The organism is Metabacillus endolithicus (genome assembly GCF_023078335.1).
In the GTDB taxonomy this organism is placed as follows: domain Bacteria; phylum Bacillota; class Bacilli; order Bacillales; family Bacillaceae; genus Metabacillus; species Metabacillus endolithicus.
The window spans coordinates 370,521-387,891 of sequence record NZ_CP095550.1 but is presented as its reverse complement, the minus strand read 5'-3'; the positions used below and the strand labels follow the sequence as shown (position 1 = coordinate 387,891).

General features: G+C 33.9%; 15 protein-coding genes and 1 riboswitch. Of the genes, 13 read left to right on the top strand and 2 right to left on the bottom strand.

What is annotated here, in order from left to right; genetic code table 11:
- Window positions 1-73: 73 nt before the first annotated feature.
- The 3 genes from MVE64_RS02090 to MVE64_RS02080 all read left to right on the top strand — a co-directional run bounded on the left by MVE64_RS02090 (window position 74) and on the right by MVE64_RS02080 (window position 3,220).
- The gene (locus MVE64_RS02090) at window positions 74-514 is read left to right on the top strand and encodes a helix-turn-helix transcriptional regulator (RefSeq protein ID WP_247343298.1); all 441 of its coding nucleotides are present in this window, start codon (window positions 74-76) and stop codon (window positions 512-514) included.
- Window positions 511-1,698, top strand: coding sequence for a macrolide family glycosyltransferase (locus MVE64_RS02085; RefSeq protein ID WP_247343295.1), 1,188 nt, complete (start codon window positions 511-513; stop codon window positions 1,696-1,698). Before MVE64_RS02090 ends, MVE64_RS02085 begins: the two co-directional genes overlap by 4 nt.
- Before the next feature lie 104 nt (window positions 1,699-1,802).
- A riboswitch (SAM riboswitch) is annotated at window positions 1,803-1,902 on the top strand.
- Window positions 1,903-2,116: 214 nt separating this feature from the next.
- The gene (locus MVE64_RS02080; protein WP_247343292.1) at window positions 2,117-3,220 is read left to right on the top strand and encodes a 5-methyltetrahydropteroyltriglutamate--homocysteine S-methyltransferase; all 1,104 of its coding nucleotides are present in this window, start codon (window positions 2,117-2,119) and stop codon (window positions 3,218-3,220) included.
- A gap of 132 nt (window positions 3,221-3,352) precedes the next feature.
- Here MVE64_RS02080 and MVE64_RS02075 read toward each other — a convergent pair whose 3' ends face one another.
- On the bottom strand, window positions 3,353-3,454 hold the full coding sequence (locus MVE64_RS02075; protein WP_098799660.1) for a YjcZ family sporulation protein: 102 nt from the start codon (window positions 3,452-3,454) through the stop codon (window positions 3,353-3,355).
- 347 nt (window positions 3,455-3,801) lie between these two features.
- Window positions 3,802-4,362 (bottom strand): TetR/AcrR family transcriptional regulator, encoded by a 561-nt coding sequence (locus tag MVE64_RS02070; RefSeq protein ID WP_247343289.1) that lies wholly within the window; start codon window positions 4,360-4,362, stop codon window positions 3,802-3,804.
- A gap of 205 nt (window positions 4,363-4,567) precedes the next feature.
- On the opposite strand from MVE64_RS02070, the gene MVE64_RS02065 reads away from it, so the two are divergent.
- The 10 genes from MVE64_RS02065 to MVE64_RS02020 all read left to right on the top strand — a co-directional run bounded on the left by MVE64_RS02065 (window position 4,568) and on the right by MVE64_RS02020 (window position 17,358).
- Window positions 4,568-6,568 (top strand): efflux RND transporter permease subunit, encoded by a 2,001-nt coding sequence (locus MVE64_RS02065; RefSeq protein WP_247343286.1) that lies wholly within the window; start codon window positions 4,568-4,570, stop codon window positions 6,566-6,568.
- Window positions 6,568-8,358 (top strand): plant Invertase/pectin methylesterase inhibitor family protein, encoded by a 1,791-nt coding sequence (locus MVE64_RS02060; protein WP_247343283.1) that lies wholly within the window; start codon window positions 6,568-6,570, stop codon window positions 8,356-8,358. Before MVE64_RS02065 ends, MVE64_RS02060 begins: the two co-directional genes overlap by 1 nt.
- A gap of 185 nt (window positions 8,359-8,543) precedes the next feature.
- Window positions 8,544-9,020, top strand: a complete 477-nt coding sequence (locus tag MVE64_RS02055; RefSeq protein ID WP_247343281.1) for a pentapeptide repeat-containing protein — start codon at window positions 8,544-8,546, stop codon at window positions 9,018-9,020.
- 62 nt (window positions 9,021-9,082) lie between these two features.
- Window positions 9,083-9,538, top strand: coding sequence for a VOC family protein (locus MVE64_RS02050; protein ID WP_247343278.1), 456 nt, complete (start codon window positions 9,083-9,085; stop codon window positions 9,536-9,538).
- 206 nt (window positions 9,539-9,744) lie between these two features.
- Entirely contained in the window at window positions 9,745-10,533 is a 789-nt protein-coding gene (locus MVE64_RS02045; protein ID WP_247343276.1) for a hypothetical protein, read from the top strand.
- Between the two features lie 4 nt (window positions 10,534-10,537).
- A complete protein-coding gene (locus tag MVE64_RS02040) occupies window positions 10,538-10,996 on the top strand; it encodes a hypothetical protein (protein ID WP_247343273.1) in 459 nt (152 codons plus the stop codon).
- A gap of 163 nt (window positions 10,997-11,159) precedes the next feature.
- A complete protein-coding gene (locus tag MVE64_RS02035; RefSeq protein ID WP_247343270.1) occupies window positions 11,160-11,975 on the top strand; it encodes a lipid II flippase Amj family protein in 816 nt (271 codons plus the stop codon).
- A 415-nt stretch (window positions 11,976-12,390) separates the two neighbouring features.
- Window positions 12,391-13,407, top strand: coding sequence for an SGNH/GDSL hydrolase family protein (locus MVE64_RS02030; RefSeq protein ID WP_247343267.1), 1,017 nt, complete (start codon window positions 12,391-12,393; stop codon window positions 13,405-13,407).
- Window positions 13,408-13,710: 303 nt separating this feature from the next.
- A complete protein-coding gene (fbp, locus tag MVE64_RS02025; protein ID WP_247343264.1) occupies window positions 13,711-15,645 on the top strand; it encodes a fructose-1,6-bisphosphatase in 1,935 nt (644 codons plus the stop codon).
- Window positions 15,646-15,765: 120 nt separating this feature from the next.
- Window positions 15,766-17,358, top strand: a complete 1,593-nt coding sequence (locus MVE64_RS02020) for a PAS domain-containing sensor histidine kinase (protein WP_247343261.1) — start codon at window positions 15,766-15,768, stop codon at window positions 17,356-17,358.
- The last annotated feature ends 13 nt before the right edge of the window (window positions 17,359-17,371 follow it).

Below are 17,371 nucleotides of genomic sequence, written 5' to 3'. Positions count from 1 at the left end.
AGAAATGTATAGGAAACTTGATAGACTTCCCCATCATACATATATATAGTTATTCATATAAGGAGTTGAAAATATGATTGGTATGAATGTTCGTATTTTGCGTAAAAGGAATAAAATGAGTCAGGAATTATTAGCTGAGAGAATAAATGTTTCTCGTCAAACTGTAGCAAAATGGGAAAACGAGGAGGCGCTCCCTGATATTCATAAATGTAAGATGTTAGCTGAAATCTTTCAAGTAACTTTAGATCAATTATCCGGAGAAATGGAGGAAAAAGATGTAGAAGATCTTGCTCCAAAAGGGAAACAATTTTTTGGTGTTGTAAAGGTAGGAGAGCGAGGTCAGATTGTTATTCCAAAGCAAGCAAGGGAAATGTATCAAATAAAACCAGGAGATAAACTAGTTGTGTTAGGGGAAGATGTGACAAAAGGCATTGCGGTCTTAAAAAGTGAAGCTTTTCTGGAATTTGCAGATATGATTCGCAGGCTTGAATTAACAGAAGAGGAAATAGAATGAGCAAAATTGTTATCTTTTCTATTCCAGCGCACGGACATACAAACCCAACACTTCCTGTTGTAACAGAGTTAGTAAGTCAAGGTCATGAAGTATGGTACTACTCATTCTTTGAGTTTCAAGAAAAAATAGAATCTGCGGGAGCTAGATTTATTTCATGTGATCAATTCTTACCCCCTATGTCCCAAAAAGAATTAAATCGCAAAGTGGGAAAAGATTTTGCTGCATTAATAGAAATGATTGTAGATACAACAGTTGCTTTAGATGAAAAGGTATGTCAAGAATTAAGAGAATACCAGCCTGATTGCATAGTATCTGATTCTTTATGTTTTTGGGGAAAATTAATTGCAATAAAACTGGATATACCCTATATCTGTTCAACAACTACTTTTGCCTTTAATAATCATACAGCAAAATTAATAAAACGGAGTTTAAGAGAAATCGTGAGAATGATAACAGGAATGCCGAGAATAAATAAGAAGATTGAGTTGCTTCGCTCACATGGATATGATGTTAATAGTTTTATTTCTATCATTCAAAATGATAATGAAACAGATACTATTGTGTATACATCAAAAGCATTTCAACCTATGGCTGATACTTTTTCCGACAACTATACATTTGTCGGTCCTTCTATTCGGCAAACAGCATTAGCTTCGAATGGAGCTGATAATAAAAAGCTTGTTTACGTTTCATTAGGAACTGTACTCAATAACAATAAGCAATTCTACAAAAATTGTATAAGTGCCTTTGAGAATAGTCCTTACAATGTAGTGTTGTCTATCGGCAAAAAAATAGAAATTGCTTCTCTTGGTAATCTTCCAGACAATATTATTGTTCAGAACCATGTTGATCAAATCTCCGTTTTAAAGAAAGCAGATGTATTTATTACACATTGTGGGATGAATAGTGTAAATGAAAGTTTGTACTATGGAGTTCCAATGGTGTTATTTCCATTACATAGTGAACAAAGAGTTGTAGCAGATCGGGTAGTAGAACTTGGAGCTGGGATTCAACTAAGAAAAAATAAACCGAAATTATTGGAAACAGCGGTAAATAATATAATAAATAATGCAATATACTCAGAAAATGCACAAAAAATTTCAGAGACCTTTCGGAATGCGGGAGGAGCTATAAAAGCAGCTGCTATTATATTAAGCAAAACGAAAGAAAAGGGAAGTGGATAAGGGACAAGTAACCTGTCCCTCTGTTTGGAAAAATTCTCTATAAGTATTGACAGCTTTGATTGTTTAATTGTATAGTAATAAAACAATTTAATATATTCAAAAATTTCTTATCAAGAGAGGTGGAGGGACTGGCCCTTTGAAGCCTCGGCAGCGGACTTTTATAGTACTGTGCCAATTCCAGAGCAATCATGCTTGAGATAAGAGGATCAGGTCATATTTATGAAAAACTAGCCCCCTCTTTCTTTTGGAAGAGGGGTTTTTGTTTTAAAGTATTTTAGGTCTGTAGTAAAAACAAGTCTACACATTTTTATCCTGGTGAATGTTTTATTACCTATTACTGACCTGATCGTTTTCAACACTAGGCGATTACATCTATAGCCTTTAATTTAAACCATCCAAAGTTAGGAGAGAGATTTACATGACAAAAACACTAGTAAAAGCGCCTTTCAGAGCCGATCACGTTGGAAGTCTATTACGTCCAGAAAGAATTCATCAAGCAAGAAAAGATTTCCAAGAGGGGAATTTAACGTCTGAACAACTACATAAAATTGAATCGGAAGAAATTAAAAAAATTGTTGATAAGCAAATCGAAGTTGGTTTGCAAGCTGTGACCGATGGTGAGTTTCGTCGTAGATTTTGGCACACAGATTTTCTAGAGCATTTAAACGGTGTAGAGGGATATGTTCCAGAAAGCGGGTTTGCATTCAAGGGTGAGGAAACAGAAAGATACGATGTTCGTGTTATCGGAAAAATTTCATTCAACCCTGAGCATCCTCATATAAAAGAATTCCTCGAGTTTAAAGAAATTGTCGGAGATCGTGCGGTTGCTAAACAAACGATTCCTAAATCGAACCAATTATTTAATGCAGGGATCCGTAACCTGGAAATTTATCCAGATATTGAAGAATATACGAATGATGTTATCCAAACATATAAGTATGCCATTAAAGCATTTTATGATGCTGGTTGCCGCTACTTACAACTAGACGATGTATATATTGCTGGACTTAATGCACCTGAAATTCCGTTTAATGATAGTGGTTTTTCGCGTGAACAATTAATTGACTTAGCTTTGCGTGTTGTAAATGGTGTTCTTGAAGATAAGCCAGAAGATTTAACGATTACTACTCACCTTTGCCGTGGTAACTACCGTTCTAAATGGGCATTTGAAGGTAGCTATGCTAAAATTGCACCAACATTGTTCGCAAAAGAAAAAGTGAATGGCTTTTTCTTAGAATATGATGATGACCGCTCTGGTGATTTCGGACCATTAGATTATATACCAAACGATGGTCCAAGAGTTGTTCTTGGTGTTTTTACATCTAAACATGGACATTTAGAAGTTAAGGAAAATATTAAAGCTCGTGTAGAAGAAGCAACAAAGTATGTGCCATTAGAGCAATTATGTATTAGTCCACAATGTGGATTTGCTTCAACGCATCATGGAAATATCTTAACCGAAGAAGAGCAATGGGCGAAGTTAAAGTACATTGTAGATATTTCAAAAGAGATTTGGGGATAAGTTATTAAGCGAACAACAATAAATGGTTGTTCGCTTTTTTTGTGGAGATAAGCAATGTGATGATCAGAACCCTTACTTTTCAAAAAGCAGACTACGATGTAGTCTGCTTTAATTTTGAATTACTTTTTTAAATTAGTAACCACCGCCAACATAAGCAGCACCAACGATAATTAAAAGAATAAATAGTACTACGATTAGCGCAAAACCTGCACCAGAACCATATCCACCTGACATATTTTTCACCTCCTTTATCTGAGGTTAATTTATAGTATGAATACTTTTATGATTGGTTTGGACGTAGTCATTATTTTTTCGGATATAATATCGAAAACCTCCGCTTGGGAGCCTAAAAGGAATAGAAGTTCATTTTAAATTTCTTTAAAAAGATTTTTCATTATAAACGTAAAAAGACACTCTGTTTTGAGTGTCTTTTAGAGATCTTACATGGGTGCTTTAGGATTAATATATTTTATTCATAAAATAATAATTTGAACTGGACAATTGTGGATAAAGCTTTAATTTTGTTAATAATAACTAGAAGAGACGGAAAAGGATTACTTTCTTATAAAGAGACAAAAAACCTATGTCCCGAAAAGACCATTTTTGATTAGATTATTAATCATTTCAGCCATTTCTTTTGGTGTTTTGTCCATTCCTCTGTTTAGCCATTCTTTGGTAACATAAATACTTCCACTTATGATAAATGTACTTAAATATTCTGATGGATATCCATTAAATTGATTATTGGCTTTCCAGTTTTCTATAAAAAAATGATGTGCTACCTTCATTACCTTTTTTTGAAATGTTGTGTCCACTTTTTCATTAAGAAGTATTTTGCAAATTTCTTGCTTAGAAGCGAAGTATTCTAACAGTTTTTCAATCATCTTTAAGTCGTCTTCTTCATAGCTGTATTGACTCAAATATCCTTTCATATCCTCAATTAATTCTTCTTCAATTTTATCAAGAAGGTCAAATTGATCGGAATAGTGAGCATAAAAAGTAGAGCGATTAATATCAGCCAAGTCACAAATTTCCTTAACAGTAATGGAAGAAATCTGTTTTTCCTTTAATAATTGGATTAAACTATCTTTCAGAACCATACGCGTATATTTTTTGCGTCGATCTAATTTTGAAGTTGTCATTGCATTCTCCTTTTTTACTCGTTTTCCAACAGAATTGATGAATATGTTGGAAAAATCACAGATGTAAAATAACTGTTTGTTGAATAGGCAACACCGTGTCCATATAATGATAGAGTGTATAGGAAAAAGTCGCAAGAGAGGGTGAAAAACGATAAACATTGCATCATGGATTATTAAACATAAAAAAACTGTTGCGATAACATTTATGATTGTTACAGTCATCTGTGCACTAGCTACTTTAAAAGTGTCGGTCAATTATGATATGAAGGATTACTTACCGGATGATGCTCAGTCAACAATCGCAATGAACATAATGGAGCAGGAATTTGAGGGAAGTGTTCCAACGAATCGAGTTATGATTCATGATGTGACCATACAGGAAGCTTTAGATTTTAAAGAGGAGCTTGCAGCAATTGACGGTGTATCAGACGTTACCTGGTTAGATGATGCTGTTGACTTGAAATCTCCACTTGAAATGGCTGATGAAGAAACGGTAGAAACCTACTATAAAGAAAATAAAGCATTATTTTCATTCAGCATTCGTGAAGGTGATGAAGTAGCAATCACCGATGAGATTTATAAGCTCATCGGTGAAGATCATGCGATGGCGGGGGAATCACTTAATACAGCAACACAACAAAAAATGGCTGGTACCGAATCGATGTACGCAGGTGCATTACTAGTGCCGATTATCATCTTAATTTTAGTTTTATCCACCAATTCTTGGATAGAGCCATTATTTTTCTTAACAGCTATTGGTGTTTCTGTATTAATTAACATGGGATCAAACATTTTCCTTGGAGAAGTTTCCTTTGTTACTCAATCAGTCGCACCAATTTTACAGCTTGCCGTATCACTAGATTATGCAATTTTCCTCCTTCATAGTTTTGCAGACTATCGGAAAAAGGTCGCAGATCCTCACGAAGCAATGGAGCTCGCGATGAAAAAATCATTTTCAGCGATTACGGCAAGTGCGTCAACCACATTTTTTGGTTTTATCGCGTTATCGTTTATGAATTTTGAAATTGGTTCGGATCTAGGAATTAATCTAGTAAAAGGAATTTTATTAAGCTTTATTAGTGTGATGGTTTTCCTTCCTGCACTAACACTATTGTTTTATAAATGGATTGATAAAACTCAGCACAAACCATTACTACCAAGCTTTAAAAACAAGGGAAATGCTGTGCTAAAACTAAGAATACCGAGTTTGATTTTAGTTTTACTAGTCATTGTTCCTGCATTTCTAGCACAAAGTCAGACGAACTTTATTTATGGTATAGGAGACCAGCCTGAGACAACAAGAGCTGGAAGTGATTTTCAAGAAATAAAAGATCAGTTCGGAGAAAGCACGCCGATCGTCTTGCTTGTTCCTAAAGGGGATGTCACCAAAGAGGATGAGCTGGTACAAGAGTTAGAAAATATCGAGCATGTGTCTAGTGTGCTGGCTTATGTGAATACGGTTGGTGCTGCAATTCCACCAGAGTATTTGGATCAGTCAATTACAGAGCCATTTTATTCTGAAAATTATAGCCGAATGATTCTTCAAACAAATACGAAAAACGAAGGAGAAGAGGCATTTCAGTTAATTGAAAAAGTCCACAGTACAGCAGATCAATACTATGATAAAGTCTATTCTGTTGGAGAAAGTGTAACATTGTATGATATTAAAAAAACGGTTCAAAAAGATAACCAATTGGTAAATCTATTAACCATTGTTACGGTTGCATTCGTTTTGTTTGTAACATTTAAATCACTGTCAATTCCTTTAATCCTACTTCTTACTATTCAAACGGCTGTTTGGATTAATCTATCTGTACCGTACTTTACTGATTCTTCATTAGTGTATGTTGGCTATTTGTTAATCAGCATTATCCAGCTTGCGGCAACAGTAGATTATGCCATTTTATTAACAGATGCCTATAAAGAGTATCGAAAAGAAATGACTGCGTTACAAGCAATTAAGAAAACAATTGATGAAAAAATGTTTGCGATTGGAATATCTGCTTCGATTTTATCAAGTGTTGGATTTATCCTTTGGATTACCTCGTCAAACCCAATAGTCACTTCAATCGGTTTATTGTTAGGGAGAGGTGCATTACTTGCGTTTATTATGGTCGTGCTCTTTTTGCCAGCATGTATGTTGGTCTTCGATAAACTTATTACAAAAACAACCTGGAAAGCTAACTTTTATAAGGAGGAGGACTGATGATGAGGGGAGTTAAGAAATTTTTGGTTATTTTCGCCGCAATTGGTTTAGTTTTACCTTCACTTCCAGCTATCGCACAAGAAAGTGGAGAAATCTCCTCAAAGGACGAAGTAGTTTATGCAAAACTTAGCGCAATTGGTGAGGAACAAGAATTATATGTAGTGAACATTTTAGATGTAAAAAAGGCGGGAAAGATTGTTGATTATGGTTCGTATTCTAGTTTGAAGAATTTAACAAATGTAGATGAAATGAATCAAGTCGACAATGCTGTGGAGCTTTCAGCTTCAGAAGGAAAATTTTATTATCAAGGAAATATGAATGAAGAACCATTACCTTGGAATATTTCCATTTCATATTTATTAGACGGAAAAGAAATCTCCCCTGAAGAGCTTGCCGGGAAAGATGGGCGTGTACAAGTGAAGATTGCTACATCTTATAACGATCAGGTAGATTCTGTCTTTTTTAACAACTATTTATTACAGGTTTCTCTTGCTCTAAATACAGATCTCTTTAGCAACATCGAGGCTCCTGATGGAATGCTTGCTAATGCGGGAAAAAATAAGCAAGTAACATTTACTGTTATGCCTGAAAAAGAAGAAGAGCTTGTTGTGGAAGCTGATGTTGTTGATTTTGAACTAGAAGGAATAAACATCACAGGTATTCCATCGTCTATGCCAATTGATGCACCGGATATAGATGATATGACAGGTGACTTATCTCAACTAACGAAAGCGATTAATAAAATAAATAATGGCGTGGGTGACCTGCAGAATGGGTTAGCACAAATAAACGATGGAGCAAAAAAGCTTGGAGAGGGTTCACTAAAATATAAAGAGGGAATGACTTCAATAAGCTCTTCTTCCCCAGAAATAGTTAGTGCTTCAAAATCTATTTCTCAAGCACTGCAAACATTAAATGCATCTCTAGCTAACGGCTCAGAAGATATGAATTTGGACGATTTTGAACAGCTGAATTCAGGACTGTCAGAAATAGCAAAAGGTTTAAGAGACACATCTGATGGGTTAAATACCTTAAAAGAGAATTATTCAACAGCATACAGCACGTTAAACAAAGCAATGGAAGCCATTCCTGAATATGAAATTACAAAAGAACAAACCACACAGCTTTATAATAGTGGTGGAGACCAAGCAGTATTGAATCAATTGCTTGAAACATATTCAGCCGCAAGAACTGCAAAGGGCACTTACGAAGCTGTCAAACAAGCCTTTGATGCAGTAAATGGAACACTAGAGGAGGTTAGCGGATCGCTTACTTTGATGGCCGATAATCTGGATAAAATGTCAGGCGGGCTTTCTACTTCTTTGGAGGATATGGACTTTGCTAAGTCTTTTGCTCAATTGCAGGAAGCCATAAGTCAGCTGTCTACTAATTATCAACCATTTCATTCTGGGTTAGTGAAATATACTGGTGGGGTAAACGAACTATCTCATTCATATACGCAAATTCACAATGGAATTGTAGGAGTGTCTCAAGGAACAAATGAAATAGAAAATGGACTTAGCAGACTTCATGATGGAACGAATGAACTTTATGAATCTACAGCTGATTTACCAGAGCAAATGAAACAAGAAGTCGATCAAATGATCGATGACTTTGATAAATCAGATTTTGAAGCTGTATCATTTGTTTCACCAGAAAATAAAAAAATAAACTCCGTTCAATTTGTTCTAAAAACAGAAAGTATAAAAAAAGAAGAAAAAGAAGAAGTGAAAACTGAAAAAGCTGAAGAAGAAAAAGGATTTTGGGCAAAGTTAATGGACTTGTTTTAATGGCAAAGGTGTCATCCTCTAATTAAAAGAGGAGTGGCACCTTTTTAAATTGATCTTTTAAAATGAAACATACATTTAACTTAAGGTAATTAGTTAATTTTTTTAAAAGGAATTTTTTGTTAAATAGAGAATATTCAAAAGGATTGTGGTTTTAATTCCTATAAAAATAAAGGAGTTGTTTTTTCATGTCATTAAATGTTCAAAAAATAGATTTACAAAAAGCAGATATTTCTGGGTCAAAGTGGCAAGAAGTGAATGCTGAAGAGCTAGAAATAAATAATGTAAGCTTAGCAAAAACAAAGGTTAACAATGCAAATATGAATAGAATGTTACTAAATGATGTTAATTTAGAAAAAGTTGAAATATCCAATACTAATTTATCTCGGGCACAAATTAAACATGCTAATTTTAGTCATGCCATTATAGAACACATTCACTTATTTGGAACTGAGTTTCGTAATGCAGTTCTTCCAAAAGAAGGAGATCCAAATTTTAATGAAAACGGAGAATACAAACCGATAAGCTTCCATCATTGTAATCTCGCAAAAGGGCAAATAAAAAACTGTAATTTATCTAATATGGAAATTAGTGATTGTGACATTTCAGGGCTTAAGATTAATGGAATATTAATTGAGGATTTAATTATGAAACTAGAAAAGTAAGAGAAAGGTTGAACCTGAAAAATTTGCAAGATCAAATCGAATGAAAGTGGTGAAATAAGCAAATGAAAAAAGACTTAGGGGGACTAGAAGAAGACATTACAGGTGTGACTTGCATTTATATTCTAGTAAAAGACGTTTACGAGTCTATAAAATGGTATCAAAAAAACTTAGGCTGTGCACCTACAAGTCATAACCCTGTAAGTCCTGGGATGCAAAGATCTATCCTAAGATTTCCAGATCATAATGGTACCATTCCAGGGCCAGGTCTTAGGCAAACGACCCCGGCTATATTCCTTGTAACCGACAAGACACGCGAAGAGAGAGTGGATCATACAGTTGAGAGTAAAAATCTACACCCTTTAGTTTGCTTCATTACTCCTCGTATCCAAGAAATGTACATTCGTTTTATAGAAAATGGAGTAGAGATTGTAGACGAAATTTCCGATGATAGACCTGTTGGAGATCATTTTAAATTTTATGATTTAGATAGAAATCTGTTAGAAATATGGCAGCCTTAGAAAATCAAATCTGGAAAAAGTTTCGTTTCAATATAAAAAGCCAATCCCTACATGGCTTTTACTAGGAAATGGCTTTTGATGCAATATGTTGGAGTAATTTGTTTGGCAATTTGTTTTTAATATTAGGATACTTTACCTATAAATGTGAAACATTAACTATAAGAGTTTAATTTAGTCTTACAACTTCCATAGGGTGAGTATATAATATGAATAATTACAGCAATGATAACACAGCAAGAAGGTATCGAGCTCATGTCAGTATTTTAGGAACCACTCAAATTCATCTTAGAAATCCCTATATCATTGGGTGGTGGAGTGCAGCTTTTCCCGGATTTGGACATTTGCTTTTATCAAAGTATCTTAGAGGCTTTGTCTTATTTATTTGGGAGGTTGTCGTAAATATTCAATCGAACTTAAATTTAGGGATGATCTATTCCTTTCAAGGTGATATTGACAAAGCGAAAGAAATTTTAGATACACGTTGGTTATTAATTTATATTCCAGTTTACATCTTTGCCATTTGGGATAGTTATCGTACCACAGTAGATATGAATAAAGTTTTTATCTTAGCAGAACGTGAGGAGCATAAATTTAATTCATTTACTATAGGCGCCCTGGAGATTAATTACTTGGATAAAAGAAATCCAGTTATGGCGATCATTTGGTCGCTTTTCATACCTGGCTTAGGCCAACTTTATATACATAGAATTGTCACAGCATTTTTCATTATTATCTGGTGTGTTGTCTTTTTTTATTATTCTCATGGCCTTGAAGCTATTTCACTTCTATTTTTAGGAGAAATTGAAAAGGCTACGATTGTTGTAAATCCTGAATGGCTTTTATTTTTCCCATCTCTATACGGATTTTCGATATATGACTCGTACATAAACACTGTTGAAAATAATAAATTATACGATAAAGAACAACGTGGCTTCCTTATGGAGAACTATCGATCAGCATCTTTTCAGGTATTAAAAGGTCAGAAGGTGGATTAAAACAATGCAACTTTTTTCAACATTTGAGCATACCGTTTTTATAGAAATGGCTATTGCTACAATAGAGAAAAAGGGGATAAAAAGAGAAAATATCTTTGTAGTCCCTTTGGATAACCGAAAAGAGCAACATAAAGTGTTTGATAGTCTCCATCGTTCGGATGGTACGTCGTTAATTGATATAGGAGCAGCACTAGCAACAGCATTTGCTGTGATTGGTGCTAGTATAGGATTTGAGCTAGCGTGGGGACCCATTTATTGGGGTTTAATTGGTGCATTTGTTGGTTTTATGCTCGGCTTTGCTATTCGCGTTTTTACTGAAGTAATTATTAAAAAGAAACGAAGGCTGTTAAAAGGGTTTCATTCTGAACTTATTCTCATTGTCGATTGTGAGGATTCTCAAGCAGAAATGATTGAAAATATACTGTTTGGTCATTATGCATTAGGTGTTGCAAAAGTGAAGTGAATTTAGAGCTTAATTTGCCATTTTTAAGACGAAACATAAATTTTCGTCTTTTTTTATGAGCATGATGAAAATATATGTATAATAGGATTTAAAGATTTTTTTACCTCTCAAGGAAAGTTTTATCTTTTAATATAGCAAAAGAAGATGTTTAAGGAGTATACCTATGGAATTAATAACAAGTAAGTTAATCATGATCTCATTGTTTATATTGGTCATTACAATGGTAGAGACTTTAGCTTATTCGACTAGAATTTCTGGTACTCGGGTCAAGCTAATTGCAACTGCAATTTCTTTATTTAGTACTCTTGTCATTGTTTCTAGATTTTCGACAATGATTCAACAACCCCTAACAGCAAAACTAATTGCGGAAGCACCTGATTTGAACAAACTACATTTTATAGAGGAACAATATAGAATTTTAATTGGAGTTACCACGATTGGTGTATTGATTGGGATTCTCCTTTTCCCAACATTTATCAATATTTTTTCAAGAGCAATCGTGCAGCTATCAAAACAACGCGGATCTATAGTGGCATTATTTCTGAGTCAATGTAATGGAAAAGGTTTTAAAAAAATAATGAAATGCATTAGACTGCCCAAATTATCATATCTGAAAGGTATTACATATAAAACCATACCAAAGAGGCTTTTTGTTACCAATATAATCGTTTCTGCAGTATTTACGATTGGGGTACTTTCTTCTATTTATGCATCCATGTTAGTTCCAGAAGATTATGCTCAAGCTGCTTTAATGTCATCAGGTATTATTAACGGCATTGCGACAATATTGCTAACATTGTTTATTGATCCTAAAGCTTCAGTTTTGGCGGATCGAGTCATGAAAAAAGAATGTGATTATATTTATTTAAAAAGCTATTCTTTAACAATGGTTAGTTCAAAATTAGTGGGTACGATTATAGCTCAATTATTATTTATTCCAGCCGCATACTATGTTGCTTGGTTTGCCAGTTGGATATAAGTTAATTGTCTTTAACCTTTAGCAATTGCATATGAGAGGTACTTAAAAGAAGAAAAATAATATTTAAAGAAAATATTGCTAAAGGATTTTGGACTATGATTCGTTATGAATCAATTGGAGGGCAAGTTGAGTGATAAATAAGGTGCTTATACCTTATGAGCAGTCAGGCACTATCCAAAAGGATACGTGCTTATTTTATTTTTATGTGAAAAATGAGATGATTAATCCATAGGTGTTCCGGGTAAATACAATAAAATTATTAATGTTTGTGAAGAAATATTCATAAACATGGAAGTAGCATGTGATGGAATAAAATCCCATGAGTATTCCGGAATTTTTATAGTACAATTATGAGGCATTGCACAATGATGATGAGCGATTAAATACTTAACAACTAGAAATGGTGTGGTTATAGATGCAAAGACTAAAAGTAATAGTCACTATTGCTAGTTTACTAGTAGTGTGCTTTAGTTTATACTTCTTTCTTTCTCATTCTAATTCAACAAAACAGAGTAATGTCGAAACATCAATTATGAATGAAGCGACAGAATCTGACGAAACTACAGAAAAATCTAACACTGAAGAAAAGAGTGTTTCTGAAGAAGCGGCACCTGAAAAAGACGTGAAGATTGAGGATGTTTCGATTGAATTAGCAGATGGAAAAAAGGAAGAAATACTAGAAGATGAGAATAATAAAAATACAATAACAGAAGGTATTAAGGAGAAGGTAAAAGAAGCTGTAGAAGGTGTTATCAAACTTTTTGAAAAGGACCTACAGGTCGTAGCAATTGGTGATTCTCTCACTCAAGGTGTTGGTGATGAAACAAAAAATGGCGGGTATGTCGGGATTTTAAATACCACATTTGAAAATAATAACATAAAAGTTACGATTGAAAACTACGGGAAAAGAGGAAACCGTACAGATCAATTACTAAAACGTCTTGAGAAAAAAGAGATTGAAGCTTCTATTCAAAAAGCTGATATTGTATTAGTTACAATAGGTGCCAACGATATTATGAAGATTGTTAGAAGCAATTTTACAAACCTTCAGCTTGAGCATTTTCAAAAAGAGGAACAACAATATATTGAGAGATTAACAGCCATTTTTAGTAAAATTAATGAACTAAATCCAAACACTAAAATTTATTATATTGGTTTTTATAATCCTTTTGATCGTTATTTTCCTGAAATTAGTGAATTGCAAATGATTGTTAACGACTGGAATGAAATTGGCAAGTCTATAACAGAGGATTTTGAAAATGTAAATTATATCCCAATCGCTGATCTTTTTAGTAACTCAGATGTAGAATTATTATCCGAAGATTATTTCCATCCTAATACAACTGGTTACAAGCTTATGGCTAAGCGTATTCTAGAAAGCATGGAAGAGGTTAGTGTTGAGAAAGAGGCCGTAGCTGAGGATGAAGAATAGACAATTTCACTATTTCACTTTTTATAGAAAAATACATGAAAAACATGCGCTGTCCAATAGGGTAGCGCATGTTTTTTGGTTAAGTGGTACTTAAAAATGAAGTGTGTTATCTTTTCACTCTCTAAAAATGCCCCCAAAATATTCTGAAAAATGATAAAATGAAAATGTCTTCTAATAGAATAATAGAATTAAAAACATTATAATGGCAAATAAAGACAATAAAAAGACCAAATCCGTTATAAATACCCTCAATGCTTTTTCTTATAATATAAATAACATAAGTCGTGAAAGGGGATACATATCTTGAATACAAAATTCTTAGATTTACTGGCCCAAAAATATGATAGCGAAGAAAAAGTGGTCACTGAAATTATTAATCTAGAAGCTATCTTAAATCTACCAAAGGGGACAGAACATTTTGTAAGTGATTTGCACGGGGAGTATCAAGCCTTTCAACATGTGTTAAGAAATGGATCTGGGAAGGTCAAGGAGAAAATTGAAGACATTTTTAAAAAGATTTTAACTGAAAAAGAAATTAAAGAATTTGCCACATTGGTTTATTATCCTGAAGAAAAATTACAGTTAATCAAAAATGATTTTGACAATGAACAAGAATTACACCATTGGTATACCGTCATTATTGAGCGCATGATTAAGCTTATTTGTTATGCGTCCTCTAAATATACACGCTCGAAATTGCGTAAAGCATTACCTAGTCAGTTTGTTTATATTGTTGAAGAATTACTATATAAAACAGATGAGTTCACAAATTTTAAAGAACCGTATTATACAAAAATCGTTCAACAAATTATTACCCTTGGACAAGCAGATAAGCTCATTATTGGTCTTGCCTATACGACTCAGAGACTTGTTGTTGATCATCTTCATGTTGTAGGGGATATTTATGATCGTGGACCTGAACCAGATAAAATTATGGAAGCTCTCATCAATTATCATTCTGTTGATATTCAGTGGGGAAATCATGATGTTCTCTGGATTGGGGCTTTTGCCGGATCAAAGGTATGTCTTGCAAACATTATTCGAATTTGTGCTCGTTACAACAACCTGGATATCATTGAAGATGTATATGGAATCAACCTAAGACCGCTTCTTAACCTAGCGGAGAAATATTATAGTGATAATCCTGCCTTTAGGCCAAAGGTGCAAGGAGATGAACCGATAACGGAAGAAGAAAAATTGCAAATTACTAAAATACATCAAGCCATCGCAATTATTCAGTTTAAGCTTGAAAGTCCGATTATCAAAAGACGTCCGAACTTTAATATGTCAGAAAGACTTTTGCTTGAAAAGGTAGATTATGAGAACAATGAGATTACGATTTATGGACAAACATATCCACTTGAAAATCCTTGCTTCGCAACGATAAATCCAGCTCAACCTGATCAACTTTTAGAAGAAGAGCAGCAAGTAATAGACAAGCTGTTGTTTTCTGTTCAGCATTCGGAAAAGCTTGCAAGACATATGAATTTTCTAATGAAAAGAGGAAGTCTTTATTTAAAATATAACGGAAACTTATTAATACACGGCTGCATACCTTTAGATGAAGAAGGAAATATGGAAAAAATGATCATCAAAGATAAAACCTATGGTGGACGTGAATTACTTGATGTGTTCGAACATTATTTACGCTATTCGTTTGCACATCCTGAAGAAACAGACGATCTTGCGACAGATATGGTTTGGTATTTATGGACGGGTGAATATTCTTCATTGTTTGGAAAAAGAGCAATGACAACCTTTGAAAGATATTTTATTGGGGACAAAACAACGCATAAAGAGAAAAAGAACCCATACTATCACCTTCGCGAAGATGAAGAAACATGCCGCCGCCTACTAAATGAGTTTGATCTAGATCCAGATCAAGGCCATATCATTAACGGCCATACTCCTGTAAAAGAAATTAATGGAGAAAACCCTGTTAAAGCGAATGGAAAAATGATTGTTATCGATGGCGGCTTCTCGAAGGCTTATCAATCCACAACAGGCATTGCAGGATATACATTATTATATAATTCCTTCGGCATGCAGCTCGTTGCTCATCAACATTTTAATTCAAAAGAAGATGTTCTCCAAAACGGAACTGACGTTTTATCTGTAAGACGGATAGTAGACAAAGAGTTAGAAAGAAAAAAAGTGCTAGAAACAAACATTGGGGAGGACTTACTACAAGAAGTCTCAATGTTGAATAGCTTAATGGAATACCGTTACATGAAGTGACGGGACAAGGGGACAGGTTTACTGTCCCGTTTTTTGTGTGTAATAAAATTTCTATTTTAATAAGATAGCAACGGCCTTATACTATTGTTACTAGATACATAAAGTGAGAAGGTGCCCATAGTGTACAATGTCAATCAGCACAATGATGAAATGACTAGCTTAAAAGAAGAGCTCAAAAAACTAAGAGTGGAACTTTCTACATATAAAAAAAGAGATAAAGTTTCTCGACATTATGAACAGTCCTTTTATAAAATGTCAGATGCAGCATACTACTTTAAACTATATGAAAACAAGACTTCAAGTCATTTCATTGAAGTAAATGAAGTGGCTTTTACAAGGCTTGGTTATACACGTGAAGAAATGCTTAAAATGTCACCCAAACATATAGATCGTACTAGAGGAGATCAATTACAAGAGATTTATAAGAAGGTATATATGAACGAGACATATACATTTGAAACAACACATGTCTGTAAAGATGGAACATTTTTACCTGTTGAGATCAAAACTCATATTTTAGAAGTAGAAGACAATGGCGATAAGTTGATCTTTTCTATATGTCGAGATTTAACAAATAGTAAGAAAACAGAAGAAGAACTGTACATACTAGAATCTTTTTACAATCATAGTAATGAAGGAATTGCTATTTTTGATTTAGAAGGAAAAATTATTCAAGCCAATAAAGCGTTTGAATCAATATTCGGTTACAAAGAGGAGGAAGTGAAATGCAGACGATTACCTGTAACGCCAGCTGTTTCTAAAAAAGAAGCCGAATACCTTCTTGCAGAGACGTTAAAGGGGAACCATATTAAAAATTTTGCAACGATTAAGCAAAGAAAAGACGGCCGGTATATTACGGTAAGTATTACGATGTCCCCTCTAAGAAATAAATACACCGGAGCTATCTATGCATTGTCAGGGATTGTGAGAGATGTTACAGAACAATTAGCTATAATGAATCAACTGGAGTCCTTTATTGATTATAATCTAGATCCAATTCTCATATTTGACGAACATGATCAGTTAATAAGATTGAATTATGCTTTTGAAGAAACCTTTGGTTGGACGGCAAAAGAATTAACTGGTGTTAAAATTATGGACATGCCAATTATTCCAGAACATAAACAACAAGAAGTGGAGAATTTCTCAGAAACTGTTCGATTACATAAAGGTATTCAGGGATATGAAACAATTAGAAAAACTAGAGACGGAACAATGTTGGATGTTTTGCTAACAACATTTGCTATTAATCAAAATAACAATCATATGATGGTGGTAACATTAAAAGATATCTCACATAAGAAAGAAGCGGAAAGAGTTCTTATTAATTCTGAAAAGATATCGATTGTAGGTCAACTTTCTGCAAGTATTGCTCATGAAATTAGAAATCCTTTAACCGCAATCAAGGGTTTTATGAAATTGGCAAAAGAAGGCTCCGTACAATTAGATATTTATTCGATTATTGATTCGGAAATTGATCGAATTGAAACGATTTCAAGTGAATTATTGGTCTTAGGTAAACCGCAATCTAAAGAATTAAAACACTCCGATGTTGGAAAACTCTTAAAAGATGTTTGCGTTTTAATGCAATCGCAAGCCAATTTTGAAAGTGTTTTTATACACTATGAAGAAGTCGAATTTGACCTTTATTGTGAATGCAATGAACAGCAGGTTAAACAAGTTTTTATGAATATCATTAAAAATGCGATTTAAGCACTTCAGCAAG

Excerpts from the sequence above, each read along its gene's own strand:
- MVE64_RS02090 (WP_247343298.1), top strand. The coding sequence starts at position 74 with ATGATTGGTATGAATGTTCGTATTTTGCGTAAAAGGAATAAAATGAGT.
- MVE64_RS02085 (WP_247343295.1), top strand. The coding sequence starts at position 511 with ATGAGCAAAATTGTTATCTTTTCTATTCCAGCGCACGGACATACAAAC.
- MVE64_RS02080 (WP_247343292.1), top strand. The coding sequence starts at position 2,117 with ATGACAAAAACACTAGTAAAAGCGCCTTTCAGAGCCGATCACGTTGGA.
- MVE64_RS02075 (WP_098799660.1), bottom strand. The coding sequence starts at position 3,454 with ATGTCAGGTGGATATGGTTCTGGTGCAGGTTTTGCGCTAATCGTAGTA.
- MVE64_RS02070 (WP_247343289.1), bottom strand. The coding sequence starts at position 4,362 with ATGACAACTTCAAAATTAGATCGACGCAAAAAATATACGCGTATGGTT.
- MVE64_RS02065 (WP_247343286.1), top strand. The coding sequence starts at position 4,568 with ATGATTGTTACAGTCATCTGTGCACTAGCTACTTTAAAAGTGTCGGTC.
- MVE64_RS02060 (WP_247343283.1), top strand. The coding sequence starts at position 6,568 with ATGATGAGGGGAGTTAAGAAATTTTTGGTTATTTTCGCCGCAATTGGT.
- MVE64_RS02055 (WP_247343281.1), top strand. The coding sequence starts at position 8,544 with ATGTCATTAAATGTTCAAAAAATAGATTTACAAAAAGCAGATATTTCT.
- MVE64_RS02050 (WP_247343278.1), top strand. The coding sequence starts at position 9,083 with ATGAAAAAAGACTTAGGGGGACTAGAAGAAGACATTACAGGTGTGACT.
- MVE64_RS02045 (WP_247343276.1), top strand. The coding sequence starts at position 9,745 with ATGAATAATTACAGCAATGATAACACAGCAAGAAGGTATCGAGCTCAT.
- MVE64_RS02040 (WP_247343273.1), top strand. The coding sequence starts at position 10,538 with ATGCAACTTTTTTCAACATTTGAGCATACCGTTTTTATAGAAATGGCT.
- MVE64_RS02035 (WP_247343270.1), top strand. The coding sequence starts at position 11,160 with ATGGAATTAATAACAAGTAAGTTAATCATGATCTCATTGTTTATATTG.
- MVE64_RS02030 (WP_247343267.1), top strand. The coding sequence starts at position 12,391 with ATGCAAAGACTAAAAGTAATAGTCACTATTGCTAGTTTACTAGTAGTG.